This window comes from Pseudomonas sp. H1_F01 (assembly GCF_054681425.1).
The window spans coordinates 3,288,070-3,302,652 of record NZ_CP162823.1 but is presented as its reverse complement, the minus strand read 5'-3'; the positions used below and the strand labels follow the sequence as shown (position 1 = coordinate 3,302,652).

General features: G+C 61.1%; 10 protein-coding genes. 8 read left to right on the top strand and 2 right to left on the bottom strand.

Annotated features, from left to right (window positions below; all coding sequences use genetic code 11):
• Positions 1-4: 4 nt before the first annotated feature.
• The 7 genes from AB4O09_RS15165 (at position 5) to AB4O09_RS15135 (ending at position 10,458) form a co-directional block, all read left to right on the top strand.
• Positions 5-328 carry a DUF2934 domain-containing protein gene (locus AB4O09_RS15165; RefSeq protein ID WP_013693441.1) on the top strand — a complete coding sequence of 108 codons (324 nt, stop codon included), beginning with the start codon at positions 5-7 and terminating at the stop codon, positions 326-328.
• Positions 329-571: 243 nt separating this feature from the next.
• Entirely contained in the window at positions 572-2,731 is a 2,160-nt protein-coding gene (glgX, locus tag AB4O09_RS15160; RefSeq protein ID WP_003202162.1) for a glycogen debranching protein GlgX, read from the top strand.
• Between the two features lie 251 nt (positions 2,732-2,982).
• Positions 2,983-3,747, top strand: a complete 765-nt coding sequence (locus AB4O09_RS15155) for a PIG-L deacetylase family protein (RefSeq protein WP_003202164.1) — start codon at positions 2,983-2,985, stop codon at positions 3,745-3,747.
• A 237-nt stretch (positions 3,748-3,984) separates the two neighbouring features.
• A complete protein-coding gene (locus tag AB4O09_RS15150; RefSeq protein WP_043042918.1) occupies positions 3,985-4,749 on the top strand; it encodes an endonuclease/exonuclease/phosphatase family protein in 765 nt (254 codons plus the stop codon).
• Between the two features lie 179 nt (positions 4,750-4,928).
• Positions 4,929-7,352, top strand: coding sequence for an autotransporter family protein (locus tag AB4O09_RS15145; RefSeq protein ID WP_003202167.1), 2,424 nt, complete (start codon positions 4,929-4,931; stop codon positions 7,350-7,352).
• A 294-nt stretch (positions 7,353-7,646) separates the two neighbouring features.
• A complete protein-coding gene (locus tag AB4O09_RS15140; protein ID WP_460108394.1) occupies positions 7,647-8,561 on the top strand; it encodes an autotransporter domain-containing protein in 915 nt (304 codons plus the stop codon).
• 271 nt (positions 8,562-8,832) lie between these two features.
• The gene (locus AB4O09_RS15135; protein WP_003202172.1) at positions 8,833-10,458 is read left to right on the top strand and encodes an NADP-dependent glyceraldehyde-3-phosphate dehydrogenase; all 1,626 of its coding nucleotides are present in this window, start codon (positions 8,833-8,835) and stop codon (positions 10,456-10,458) included.
• Between the two features lie 19 nt (positions 10,459-10,477).
• On the opposite strand, the gene AB4O09_RS15130 is transcribed toward AB4O09_RS15135, so the two are convergent.
• A complete protein-coding gene (locus AB4O09_RS15130) occupies positions 10,478-11,371 on the bottom strand; it encodes a DMT family transporter (protein ID WP_003202174.1) in 894 nt (297 codons plus the stop codon).
• Positions 11,372-11,504: 133 nt separating this feature from the next.
• Here AB4O09_RS15130 and AB4O09_RS15125 point away from each other — a divergent pair, with 133 nt between their 5' ends.
• Complete coding sequence (locus tag AB4O09_RS15125) at positions 11,505-11,942, top strand: Lrp/AsnC family transcriptional regulator (RefSeq protein ID WP_003202176.1); 438 nt, start codon at positions 11,505-11,507, stop codon at positions 11,940-11,942.
• A 47-nt stretch (positions 11,943-11,989) separates the two neighbouring features.
• Here AB4O09_RS15125 and AB4O09_RS15120 read toward each other — a convergent pair whose 3' ends face one another.
• Entirely contained in the window at positions 11,990-14,461 is a 2,472-nt protein-coding gene (locus AB4O09_RS15120; RefSeq protein WP_003202178.1) for a UvrD-helicase domain-containing protein, read from the bottom strand.
• Positions 14,462-14,583 lie beyond the last annotated feature (122 nt).

Genomic DNA, 14,583 nt, shown 5'->3' with positions numbered 1-14,583 from the left:
TGCGATGAGTACCGACGATAAACGCATTCGCGAATTCGCCTATCAGATCTGGGAGTCCGAGGGTAAGCCCGCCGGGCAGGAGAACCGCCACTGGGAGATGGCGCGCAAACTGGCCGAAGCCGAAGCGCTGGCGCCCAGCAAGCCACCCAAGGCGGCGAGCAAATCAGCGGCCAGCAAAACCGATGGCGCCAAGCCCGCTGCCGCCAAGAGCACCACGGCCAAGACAGCGGCAAAAACCACCACGCCCAAGGCCAAGCCTGCGGCCAAAGCGGCTGCGACCACCGCAGACAAGAAGCCGCGGGCCACACGCAAGCCGCCGGCGGTTTGATTCATCCTATCGGTCTCCTCGTCAGGTGGGAGCAACGCCTGCTCGCGAAACAGGTGCCTCGATTTCGGCAGGCGCGCATCGCTTCCTCGCGGGCAAGCCTTGCTCCCACAGAGAAGCAACTTTGTCCCACATAGCGGGGCGGTGCGACGTTTCGCTAAATCCCCTCGCCACAAGTGAAGGGTGGAGCCACCCACCCCAAGTGAACCGCATCGCTGAATCTGTCTGTCTTTTGCAGGAGCAACTATGACCCGTCCAAAAAAAAACACGCCGCCGCCCGTGATCGAGGCTTCGCGGATTCGTGAAGGGCTGCCTTTTCCACTGGGTGCAACCTGGGATGGCCTCGGGGTCAATTTCGCGCTGTTTTCAGCCAATGCCACCAAGGTCGAACTGTGCATCTTCGATGATGCCGGCGAAGTCGAACTCGAACGCATCGAGCTGCCGGAGTACACCGACGAGATTTACCACGGCTATCTGCCGGATGCCCACCCGGGCTTGATCTATGGCTACCGGGTCTACGGTGCATACGACCCGGCGAACGGCCACCGTTTCAACCCGAACAAGCTGCTGATCGACCCGTATGCCAAGCAACTGGTCGGCCAGTTGAAGTGGTCCGAAGCCCTCTTTGGCTACACCATTGGCCATCCCGATGGCGACCTCAGTTTCGATGAGCGCGACAGCGCCCCGTTCGTCCCCAAGTGCAAGGTCATCGATCCTGCGCACACCTGGGGTCACGACCATCGCGTCAGCGTCCCCTGGGACAAGACCATCCTGTATGAGACCCATGTGCGCGGCCTCACCATGCGTCACCCTTCGGTGCCCGAGAACCTGCGCGGTACGTTCGCCGGGCTGATGGTCGACGATGTGCTGGAGCATATCCGCAAGCTGGGTGTCTCGTCGGTGGAACTGCTGCCCATCCATGCCTTCGTCAATGACCAGCACTTGCTGCACAAAGGCATGACCAACTACTGGGGTTACAACAGCATCGCCTTCTTTGCCCCGGACCCACGCTACCTGGCCAGCGGCAAGATCGCCGAGTTCAAGGAGATGGTCGCCCACCTGCATGAGGCCAACCTGGAAGTCATCCTCGACGTGGTCTACAACCACACCGCCGAAGGCAACGAACAGGGCCCCACCCTGTCCATGCGCGGCATCGATAACGCCTCGTACTACCGGCTGATGCCCGACGACAAACGCTATTACATCAACGATTCCGGCACCGGTAATACCCTGGACCTGAGCCATCCTTGCGTGCTGCAAATGGTCACCGACTCCCTGCGCTATTGGGCCACGGAGATGCACGTCGACGGCTTCCGCTTCGACCTGGCGACCATTCTGGGCCGTTACCATGACGGCTTCGACGAGCGCCACAGCTTCCTCGTGGCCTGTCGCCAGGACCCGGTGCTGCGCCAGGTAAAAATGATCGCCGAGCCCTGGGACTGCGGCCCCGGGGGCTACCAGGTGGGACGCTTCCCGCCGGGCTGGGTCGAGTGGAACGACAAATTCCGCGACACGGTGCGGGCCTTCTGGAAGGGCGACGACGGCCAGCTTGCCGATTTCGCCAGCCGAATGACGGCCTCGGGCGAGATGTTCAACCAGCGTGGCCGGCGTCCGTACGCCTCGGTGAACTTCGTCACCGCCCATGACGGTTTCACCTTGCATGACCTGGTGTCGTACAACGACAAGCACAACGAGGCCAACGACGAGAACAACCAGGACGGCAGCAATAACAACCTGTCCTGGAACCATGGCGTCGAAGGGCCGACGGACGATCCAGAGATCAACGCGCTGCGTCATCGGCAGATGCGCAACTTCTTCGCCACCCTGCTGCTGGCCCAAGGCACGCCGATGATCGTCGCTGGCGACGAATTCGCCCGTACCCAGCACGGCAATAACAACGCCTATTGCCAGGACAGCGAGATCGGTTGGGTCAATTGGGACCTGAGCGAGGATGGCGCGGCGCTGCTCAAGTTCGTCAAGCGCCTGATCAAGTTGCGCCTGACCTATCCGATCCTGCGGCGCGGGCGGTTCCTGGTGGGTAACTACAACGAGGACATTGGCGTCAAGGACGTCACCTGGCTGGCCCCGGACGGCAGCGAAATGACCATTGAGCAATGGCAGGACAGCCATGGTCGCTGCCTCGGCATGCTGATGGACGGCCGCGCACAGGAGACCGGCATTCGACGCAAGGCCGGCGATGCGACGCTGCTGCTGGTGGTCAACGCCCACCATGACATCGTCAACTTCCGCTTGCCGGAAGTCCCCGAGGGCAGCTTCTGGACCTGCATGGTCGACACCAACCAGCCGACCGTTCGTGGACAAGAGCGCTTCGATTTCGATTCCGAATATTCCGTCACCGGGCGCTCGCTGCTGCTGTTCGAGCTGCAACGCGAAGAAGAGGAATGAAGTACCGTTTGTAAACAGCCAGAGAGACCGCAAGGACGCGGTTTTTTCGATGTACACAGCCCAGTTTGAAGAAAAAAATGCAGTTCAGACACACATCTCGCAAGACGAATCGACCGACATGGTCAATACTTCACATGCGGTAGTCTCCAGGATTCGGAGCGCTGTGAATCGCAGCCATACCCACGCGGGCGTCATCGGACAGTAGGCCCGGTAGATGGCTGGAAGGTTGAACACACACAAGGACGTCTCTCATGAAGCCCGCCTCTCGCTTGCCCGGCCGACAGCATCCGCAAATCTGGAACAGTGCTGCGCAACTGGCCGATATCCCGATCATCAGTACCCAGACGCTCATTCCAGCCGGCGCCCGCGCCGTCGTCCTCTCCCCGCATCCGGGCGATGAGATCGGCGCCTGTGGCGGATTGCTGCAGTTGCTGAACAACCTGGATCAACCCATGTTGCTGATCTCGGTCTCCGATGGAGCCTTGGTCCACCCCGGTTCACCGTTGTGGACCGATGAGCGCCTGCGTACACACCGCCCTCACCCGCAGGAAAGCGTGGACGCCCTGCATCGCCTGGGCATAGCCGCCCATGGCCTGCAATGGGTGCGCGGCGGCTTCCCGGAAAAGGCCCTGGCCGAACACGAGGCCGAGCTCACCGACTTTATTGCGCGTCACCTGCGCCCCGGTGACGTGGTGTTCAGCACCTGGCGCCAGGATGGCGACAGCGACCACGAGACCGTCGGGCGCGCCGGTGCCCTGGCTGCCGACAGGATCGGGGTGGCGTTCAACGAACTGCCGGTATGGGCCTGGCACTGGCCGGTCCGCGAGCAAAATAAAATCCCCTGGCACCGGGCCCGCAAACTGCGCCTGGATGTCTGGACTACCGCCCGCAAGCGTCACGCCATGCATGCTTACGTCAGCCAACTCAACGGCGAGCCGGCGAGCGGCATCGCCCCGCTGGTGCCCAGGGTCATCCTGGATCGGATGGGCATGCCGTATGAGATTGTCTTCATCTGAACACGTGCCTGTGATGGCGGTGGTTCAGATACACCGCTTTCGCGAGCAAGCTCGCTCCCACAGGAGATGTTGCATACCCCCGCAAATCCAATGTGGGAGCGAGCTTGCTCGCGAAAGCGATCGGCAAGGACATGAAAAATCCGGAACTGCCGACACCCCGGGTCAGTCGCATGAACAGGTACGTCTGATTCAGGAGCGAACGTGACTCAAGATCCCGATTGGCGGCCCGTCGAACCAATGCCATCGGAACTGCCTGCGGCGGTTCATCGGCTGCGGATCCTGACGGTCAATACCCATAAGGGTTTCACCGCCCTCAACCGTCGCTTCATCCTGCCCGAATTGCGCGAAGCGGTGCGCAGTACCGGTGCCGACCTGGTGTTCCTGCAAGAGGTTCTCGGCGAACATGACCGCCACGCGTCACGCTACGACAACTGGCCCCGGACCTCCCAGTACGAATTCCTCGCCGACAGCATGTGGAGCGACTTCGCCTACGGCCGCAATGCGGTCTACCCCGATGGCCACCATGGCAACGCCTTGCTCTCCAAATACCCGATCCGCCAGTTCCGCAATCTTGATGTGTCCATCACCGGCCCGGAGCGGCGCGGGTTATTGCACTGTGTGCTGGATGTGCCCGGGCACGCCGCTGTCCATGCGATCTGCGTGCACCTGAGCCTTTTGGAAAGCCATCGCCAATTACAGCTCAAACTGCTCTGCCAACTGCTCGATTCGCTGCCCGAGGATGCCCCGGTGATCATCGCCGGCGACTTCAACGATTGGCAACTACGTGGCAACCTCGCCCTCGCCCGTCGTGGTTATCTGCATGAAGCCTTCGAGCTCCACCACGGTCGCCCCGCCAGGACCTATCCGGCCCGCTTCCCACTGTTGCGCCTGGACCGTATTTACCTGCGCAACGCCAGCAGCCACGCCCCGCAAATCCTGGGCAACAAACCCTGGACGCACCTGAGCGACCACCTGCCGCTTTCGGTGGAAGTGCATTTGTAGGGTGGGTCTTTTCTGTTCGTTCTGCGCACGGACCTGTAAGTTCTGACAGTAGCGACGCTGGCTTTTCATTGCTAGGGTGCCATCCCATACAGCGAGCGTTGCCAGGCCCTGTGTGCCATCTGTCGTGCAACCGATGCTGAAACCGGCATTTGCGAAATGCCGATGCAGAGGGATAGCACATGATTCGGCACGATAAAGGATTCAATCGGCTGTTCAACGCCGTGTGGATATCAACCCCCTTCCTGTTACCCGTCCCGGCCGCCATGGCCGCTTGCACGCTGACGCCAACCGCAGGCGATGACGCTTATGTCTGCGACAGCGGCACCAGCCCCGGGCTGACGGACCTTTCGGGTAACAACAGCTTGACAATGCCCGCCAACGGCAGTGGTCTCATTAGCGGCGACGTCACATTCGGTACCGGCGTCGACCGCATCGTGATCAATGCCAACGGCGTGATTGACGGTGATGTCGAGCAAGGCTCGGCAGCCGACGATTTCGTCATGAATGGCGGCCGGATCTTGTCCCTGGCCCAGGGGGACGGCCTCGATACGTTCCTGATGAGCGGCGGGACCATCGTCGACGCGTTCGAAGATGGCGACATTGCGAAGATGACCGGCGGCACTATCGGCCGGGTCGACATGAAACTCGATGACAACGTCTTCGATATGTCCGGTGGAAATATCATCGGCAACCTGGTGACCGGTTTCGGCCAGGACACCATCATCCTCTCCGCAGGCCGCATCGGCGGCAATGTCAGTGTCAGCGGCGGCAATGACAGCATCACCGTCAGCGGTGGTGAGATTCTCGGCGAGGTCCGGGCCAGCGCGGGCGATGACCAGTTTCAGTGGAGCGGCGGACTCATTCATTCGGCCGTCCTGATGGGCGACGGTAGCGACACCGCGTTATTGAGCAACCTCGATGAAAGCCTGCTCGCCACTACACCCAGCGTGGACGGTGGGTTGGGCCAGGACGCGTTGACGTTCAGTGGCAGCACCTCCAGCACCGGCGCTCGCTACCTCAATTGGGAAACAGTCAACCTCACCCAAGGCTCGCGACTGGACCTTGACGACACCCTGACCTTGGGTGACAGCGCCACCGCCACCGGGACGCTCAACATAGACTCCGGCAGCACGCTAACGTCGACCCAAGGCGTCATTGCCCCTTTTACTGCCGGTCAGTTGACGACGCTCAACAACGCTGGCGTGGTGGACCTCGCACAGGGCAACACCCGCACCAACGATACCCTCACCGTCCAGGGCAACTACGTCGGCAACAACGGCCAGTTGCACCTGCAAACGGTACTTGGCGCCGACAACTCCCCCAGTGACAAGCTGGTGGTCAATGGCGGGACACTCACAGGCAGTACCGCCATTACGGTCACGAACCAGGGCGGCACGGGCGCACAGACGGCCCAGGATGGCATCGAAGTGGTCCAGGCCCAAGGCGGCGCGGTCAGTGATAGCGGCGCCTTTTCGTTGGCACAATCGGTCTCGGCCGGGGCATTCGATTACCGCTTGTTCAAGGGCGGCGTAACCGGCAATGAAAACAACTGGTACCTGCGTTCCACTGTGGTCGCCGGACCGATAGCGGCGCCCAGCCCGACGTTGCCCGTGCTGCCGGCTGCAATACCCGGCGCGGCGCCCATCCCTCTGTACCGGCCGGAAGTGCCGACCTGGTCGGTATTGCCCCCGGCGGCGGCACAACTGACCCTGATAGCCCTGGGCACGTTCCATGACCGCCAGGGCGACCAGCGCCTGCTCACGGAAAACGGCGCGTTCGGCGCAGGTTGGGGCAGGGTCTATGGCAAGGACCTGGAACAAACCTGGGCCGGCACGGTGACGCCGCGGTTCGACGGGTCGATCAAGGGTTTCCAGGTGGGCAATGACCTGTACAGCTCGCCGCTGTCCAGTGGACAGACCCAACGCATCGGTTTCTTCGTCGGCCATACCGAATTGAACGGCGACGTCGATGGTTTCAACCTGGGTTTCAAAGGCCGACGCGCCGGCAAGATAGAACTCGACGGCGACAGCTACGGGCTCTACTGGACGCTCACCGATCCCTCTGGCGGCTACGTCGACGCCGTGGTGATGGGCACGCGACTGGACGGCGACAACCGCTCCGAACGCGGGCTGAAAATTGACAATCGCGGGCACGCCCTGACCCTGTCGGCGGAAGCCGGTTACCCCTTCGCGGTGGTCACCGACTGGGTCCTGGAACCCCAGGTGCAGATCATCCACCAGAAGGTCTCCCTGGACACGCAAGACGACGGGGTCTCAAAGGTAGAGTTCGACTCCGACAGTGCCTGGACCGGTCGCCTCGGCGCTCGCCTAAAGGGCCGCTACCAGGTCAGCGGCATGCCCGTGGAGCCATACCTGCGCGCCAACCTCTGGCACACGTTTTCCGGTACCGATACGGTGACGTTCGACGACACTGAACGGGTCAAGACCCAACAACGCGCGTCCACTGGCGACCTGGGCGTAGGCGTCATCGTGAGCCTGGCGCCCACGGTCAGCGTGTACGCCGGCGCGGACTACGGCGCCAACCTCGACAGCAGCCAGCAACGCAGTGTGGCGGGCAATCTCGGTGTACGGATCAGTTGGTAGCCAGCCTCTGCGACGATGATTTGACGCCCAAACGCAGACCTTAATAAGCATTTTAAATCAGCGTGTTATTGCCTCTGATTTCATCCTGCCATTCATCGTTCATTTTCTTGACGCGGCGCCATCGGTCTTCTTGACTACACCGTACTACCCCCGGAAATACAGTCAGGGGCAGGCCTCTGGAACCCGCCAAGACGGGCCGCCAGAGGCTTGCCTCAATCCATTCGGTCGCCCCTCATTCGGGGTAGGAGAGACGCCAAAAAGCGAGAAATGCATGCGATTGCAAGGCAGACCCCCATGAAAACTTCCCTCCGTCCGCAAGAGATCTCCATCACCTTCCACACCCTTTCTACTTCGTTGTTGCTGCTTTCCTCCATGGAGGTACAGGCCTGGCCTGACGAAGAAACAACACAGCCCTGGTATGGTCGAGCCCAGTCCAGCAACCGCAATACCGCAACCATCGGCAGCGACCCCGCCTCCGACAAGAGCTCTGCCCTGTTCACATTGCGAAACGACAGCGGTCATACCCAGCGCATGGGCCTGATCAGCGGGCAAAACCAGATCATTTCAACGGGCAGTGGCCTGCTGGTGACGCCCGCGATGGCCGAACCGGGCAAAGACGCCCTGAACCTGAAAGGCTCGAGTCTCGGCGCCTATTGGAGCCTGACCAGCCCCGCAGGCTGGCACGTGGACCTGAGCGCCAGCGGCGGCCGGGTCAATGGCTACAGCCGCACCGAACAAGGCCAGCGCCAGGCCACCGAAGGCAATGCGGTGACGCTGTCCGTCGAAGGGGGCTTTGCGATTGGCATCGGGACCCACTGGGTCGTCGAACCCCAGGCCCAACTGATCAACCAACGCATCACCCTCGACACACCGAATGCCGAGAGCGGCACCGGCAATGAACTGAACAGCTGGAGCGGCCGCGTCGGTGCGCGACTCAAAGGCAATTACCGAGTCAACAGCCTCGGCATGGAGCCCTATGTGCGAACCAACTTGTGGCACACCGTCCAGGGCGCCGATACCTTGTCCCTGGATAAGGTCGACAAGATCAGCAGCAGCCGAAAGTCCTCCACCGTCGAAGTCGGCCTGGGCCTGGTGGCACGGGTCACGCCGACGGTAAGCCTGTATGTCAGCGCCGACTACAGCAGTGACGTCGACGACAACGACCTCAACGGCATCATTACCAGCATGGGGGTGCGGATGCGCTGGTAATGCCAATTCTGTAATCGATAGCCCCGCGTGCAGGAACTGTGTAGGAGCCGTGTAGGAGCGGTCGAGTGCAGCGAGGCTGCGATCTTTCCCCAAACGCTTGAGCCTCAAGCGAAAGATCAAAAGATCGCAGCCTTCGGCAGCTCCTACATCAACACGGCGCAAGCAATCTGCCGCCACTTAAAAAACACCTCCATTAAGGCGTATAACGCTAAAAGCGATTCATACCTGCAAGCCGTCTGCCCCTGGCTCATTTCATTGATGGAGTAACGACATGACCACCGACCCCTTCCTCGCCAACCTTTTTCCCGACGCCGCCGACATCCCGGAGGCCTATCGCCTCGAAGGCCGGATCGAACAGCGCGAATACCTGGTCGACGGCGTCCTGGAAACCTGGCAAGGGCCGCTGGCCGTCGTCCGCAGCCCCGTTTACGTGACGGGTGAACTGGGCGATGAGCAAGTGATTCTCGGCAGCACGCCGCTGCTGGATGCCGAGACCGCCCTCACCGCCCTGGACGCTGCCGTGCGGGCTTACGATCGCGGCCAGGGCCAGTGGCCAACGATGCGCGTCGCCGAGCGCATCCGCCATGTGGAAACCTTCCTGGCGCGCATGCGCGAGCAACGTGAGGCCGTGGTCAAGTTGCTGATGTGGGAAATCGGCAAGAACCTCAAGGACTCCCAGAAGGAATTCGACCGCACCTGCGACTACATCGTCGACACCATCAACGCCCTCAAGGAGCTGGACCGGCGCTCCAGCCGTTTCGAGCTGGAACAGGACACCCTCGGACAGATCCGGCGCGTGCCCCTGGGCGTGGCCTTGTGCATGGGCCCCTACAACTACCCGCTGAACGAAACCTTCACCACGCTGATCCCGGCCTTGATCATGGGCAACACCGTGGTGTTCAAGCCGGCCAAGCTCGGCGTCCTGCTGGTACGGCCATTGCTCGAAGCCTTCCGCGACAGCTTCCCGGCAGGCGTGATCAACGTAATCTACGGCAGCGGCCGGGAAACTGTCAGCGCGCTGATGGCCAGCGGCAAGATCGACATCTTCGCCTTTATCGGCACCAACAAGGCGGCCAGTGACCTGAAGAAGCTTCACCCGCGGCCACACCGCTTGCGTGCCGCCCTGGGACTGGATGCAAAGAACCCTGGCCTGGTGCTGCCAGACGTCGACCTGGACAACGCAGTCAACGAGGCACTGACCGGCTCGCTGTCATTCAACGGCCAGCGCTGCACGGCGCTGAAAATCCTGTTTGTCCATGAGGATGTGGCGCCGGCGTTCATCGAGAAGTTCAACGCCAGGCTCGCCACCCTGAAACCCGGCATGCCCTGGGAGGACGGCGTGGCGCTGACGCCGTTGCCCGAAGCGAGCAAAGTCGATTACTTGCATTCGCTGGTCGCCGATGCGCTGGCCAAGGGTGCAGAAGTGAAGAACGCCCACGGCGGCGAATCGCGAAGCTCGTTTTTCTACCCGGCGGTGCTGTATCCGGTGAACACAGCGATGCGGGTCTACCATGAGGAACAGTTCGGCCCGGTCGTACCCATCGTGCCGTACCGCGACCTCAATACCGTAATCGACTACGTGCTGGAGTCCGACTTCGGCCAGCAGCTCAGCATTTTCGGCACCAACCCGGCACAAGTCGGCAAGCTGGTGGACACCTTCGCCAACCAGGTCGGACGCATCAACATCAACGCCCAGTGCCAACGGGGCCCGGACACGTTCCCGTTCAATGGCCGGAAGAATTCGGCCGAGGGCACCTTGTCGGTCCACGATGCGCTGCGCACCTTTTCCATCCGCACGCTGGTGGCAACCAAGTTCCAGGACAACAACAAGGCGTTGATCAGCGACATTATCCGTGAGCGGGATTCCAACTTCCTGACCACTGACTACATCTTCTGATCCACGCCCGAACGGTGGGCTACGACAGGGCTGGGCGCCGCGACTTGATGCCCCAGCCCTGTTGCATGCCGGCAGCCGCCAGCAGGATCGCCGCCACGCCCAACCATTGCAGCGGCTCCAGGCGATGGCCGAAGGCGAACCAGTCGACGAAGATCGCTGCGATGGGATAGATGAACGACAGCGCACCGGTCAATGCAGTCGGCAAACGTTGTATGGCGCTGTACAGCAACACGTACATCACGCCGGTGTGCACCACGCCCAGGATCAACAGACTGACCCAGGCCTGGGGGTGTTGCGGCAATGCCGAGAAGTTCGCCCAGGGCGCCAGCAGCAACACGCCGGTGCTGACCTGGATCAGCGCGATCAGATGAGGTGGCGTGCCGGTCAGGCGCTTGATGATCAACGCCGCGATGGCGTACAGCAATGCGGCCCCCAGCGCCAAGGCAATGCCCAGCAGATAGTCGCCGCCACCCTGCCCTTGCTCACCATGGGCACTGACGATGGCCAGCATCCCGAGAAACGACACCGCCAGCCAGAACAGTTTCTGCGCGGTGATTTTTTCCCCCAGGAACAACGCCGCCAACCCCACCAACATGAACGGCTGGACGTTGTACACCGCCGTGCCGATGGCGATCGAGGCACGGGAATAGGAGGCAAACAGCAATACCCAGTTGCCGACGATCGCTACACCGCTGAGGACCGCCAGCAGGAACGTGGTACGGGTGAGGATGCCGGGGCGCAAAAAGCCGAAACCGGCGCAGATCAGCAGCAAGGTCACGGCGCCGAACACGCAGCGCCAGAACACCACATCCAGCACCGGCAGGCCGGAAACCAGCACGAACCAACCAATGGTTCCGGAGATCAGCATGGCGGCAGTCATTTCCAGCGAACCGCGGCGTAAGGTCTTGTCCATCTTCAGGCTCCTTCAGCAAGTGGGCACAGTATGCCGAGCCGACGGGGGGCTTCTCCATGGTTTGAAAAAGGCTAAACTGCGATTTGACCTTTTTTATCAAGGCAACTTCACACATTCGCCTAATGGAGTTGAAATGACTGACGATATTGACCAGATCCTCATCAGTGCCCTGATGGAAGATTCCCGACGTTCCCTCAAGGCCTTGGCAAACCTCAGTGGCCTGTCCTCCCCCAGTGTCGCCGAGCGCCTTCGCCGGCTCGAAGAACGTGGCGTGCTCAGGGGCTACACCGTTGAGGTGGACCCCAAGTGCTTCGGCTATCAACTCCAGGCCATCGTGCGTATCCGCCCGCTGCCGGGGCAGTTGCAGGAAGTGGAGCGGCAGATCCAGGCCATCGCCGAATTCACCGAATGCGACAAGGTAACCGGCGACGACTGCTTCATCGCCCGCCTGCACGTGCGCTCGATGGAACAGCTGGATACCTTGCTGGACAAACTCAATGTCCACGCCGAGACCAATACGGCCATCGTCAAGAAAACACCCGTCAAGCGACGGTTGCCGCCGATGGCGTAAGAACGCTCCCACAGGGTTACGCTTGCAACGGATAGACACACCAAGCCTTATCCTTTACGAACACGGCGATGGTCAGCGAAAAAGGGCTTATCCGTGGCAATACGATCCGAGGCCTTGGGCCCATTGGCCGCCTGGCCGTCCTGGCCATCGACGTACCAGTAACAGTGCTGCACCGCACGCGTGATGCCCACATACGCCAGGCGCAGGATTTCGTCCTTTTGCGCCGAGTCGTAAGGTTCGGCGTCACCGTCCTGGCCTAGCCCGGCCATTCGATAGACCTGGTTCTTGTAGGGTGAACTGCTCAGGTGCTGGCAGTCGCCCAGCAGGAACACCGCATCGGCCTGGAGCCCCTTGGCACTGTGGTAAGTCATTTGCCTGAGCCGTCGCGCGTCGTACGGCAAGCTAGAATCAACATTAACTGTTGGCTGAATATACTTTTCTATCAATAGCTTATCGCTACTTTTTCGATACAACATCAAGATCGAATCGCCGTTGCGATAATGCTCATCCAGTCGCCGCGCCAACCCTTCGTCGTCGCGATCCAACACATTCACCGGGCTCAACGAGCGAGACACGCCACTGGCCTTGGCCTTCTTGCCTGGGATAGCCGCAGCGGCGCGAACAATATGCTCGGCCGCATCGATGATGTGTTGGTGGCTGCGGTAGTTGTCAGTGAGCATGACCCGGGTCGTCGTCGGCGACGGGAATTGCTTGTTGAATGCCATGAAATAGCTCGGCGAGCTGCCGCGCCAGCCATAGATTGATTGCCAATCGTCCCCTACACACAACAATGAAGAGCGTTGGGCGCCGCGCCCCACGTGCATCGCGGGACCACGGCTGCGTATTTCCCGAAGACTGGCGCGCAGCCAGGAGACGATCTGCGGCGACACGTCCTGGAACTCGTCGACCATCAGGTGCGAAAGCGGCCTGAGCAACGCATCCCCCAGCAACTTGAAATTTTCCGGCGAATGTTCGCTGAACAGCGCAAACATGCGGTTGTAGGTCATGACCGGCGGCGATTGGTCGAGCAGATGGTCTTCGAATGCCCGCCAGTAGCGACTCAGCGCTTCGAAGAAATACCGATCGGGATCATCCTGGGCAAAGGACATCCGCCCCACGGCATCCGGGACGTCGAGGCCCAGGTTCTCGATAAAGCCTGCCGCCGCAACAAAGCAGTCCAGCAATGGCGCTGAACCCAGCTCGCCCTTGACCTTGTAGTCGAACCCAGGCCCGGCGCTGGCATCGCCGGCCATTGACGCTAATACACGTTTTGACGCCTCATAACTTTCCAGCCAGATCAGTGGCTTACGGCAAAAAGCTTGAAACAAGGTGCGCTTTACCGCCCATTCCGCGCGGATGCTCAACTTGGCGCCCGGACGATTGAGCCGGGCATCTTCCCGTGGATCGAACCCCAGTATCACCCAGGCATCCAGGGAAGGCGCGTAGCCATGACAGTGGAACGTCGAACCATTGATTTCGAACGTTTGTCGCTTCGGCTCGATACCCTTGATCGGCCAGGCACCGGCGCGGAACCACAGGTCTTCGACGGCATCGCACAACTCTTCGTCGCGCTGGGCTGCCAGTTCGGTCACGGCGACGCGCTTTTGCACATCCGGGTGATCGCGTTCCAGCTCCTTGAGTTGCAGCGCGTGGCGGGACAACGGCAGGATCAGCTCACGGAAACGCGCGTCACGCTGGTAAAGGTTGTAATAACAGGCGTTGAGTTGCTGGCGCTGGGCGTCGTTGATGCGCAAATCAAAGGGATTGCCCTGGGCATCATCGTCACCCGCTTCGGCGCGATGACTCAGGGTCTCGAACGCCTGGAGTCGTTCGAACCCGGGCAGGCTGCGAACCATGGGCAAGATGCGCGAATGGAATGTCCGCACCAGGTCACGGGCTTCCTTGAGGCTGACGGTTCGCCCCCACAGGGCAAACACTTCGATCAGTTTCTGGATGAAATCCTTGCGCGATTCCCGGGTAAACGTCACCACGGTCATCGAGTCCAGTTCGAAACCCAGGTAATGGGACAACAGCACAATGCGCAGTACCAGGGTGGTGGATTTGCCCGCCCCGGCCCCGGCGACCACCGAGGTCGAGGGCGTGTCGCTGAAAATCATCTTCCATTGCGCGGCGCTCGGTTGTGCATGCGCCGGCAGCAATCGGGTGACATCTGTCTTGATGCGTTTCTTCAGCTCGGCGGTCAGCGGCAGGCGCCAGTCATCGAACAGCAGATCATCGACCTGCGGTGCCGGATGCTCCGTGCTGCGCGAATCACGGATCAACAGGACCTGACGACCCTCCTCAAGCCCTTCGGCCCGGCCTTCCTTGTAGCCATAGTCAAAACCAGCGGTATGACCGCTGCGGAAACCGTCGGCCTGGCCATGCAACCAGGAAGCGCGATGTTGGGCTCGCAGGCGTGTCAGGCCATGGCCGAAGAACCGGGCTGCCAGGCGCTTGAACAGCGGCATCTGGGCCAGGGATAAAAGCTCGGGGGGAAGATCGGGAGTGTGTTGCGCCACGCTGATGACTCCGGGTGTTCATGAACCATGACGGCTATGGTGTCTGTATTTGCCGCCGGGTTCCACCCAAAAGCTTTTAAGTCATGGGTTTAGGCGATGAAGTGAAAGTTGGCTCGCGATTT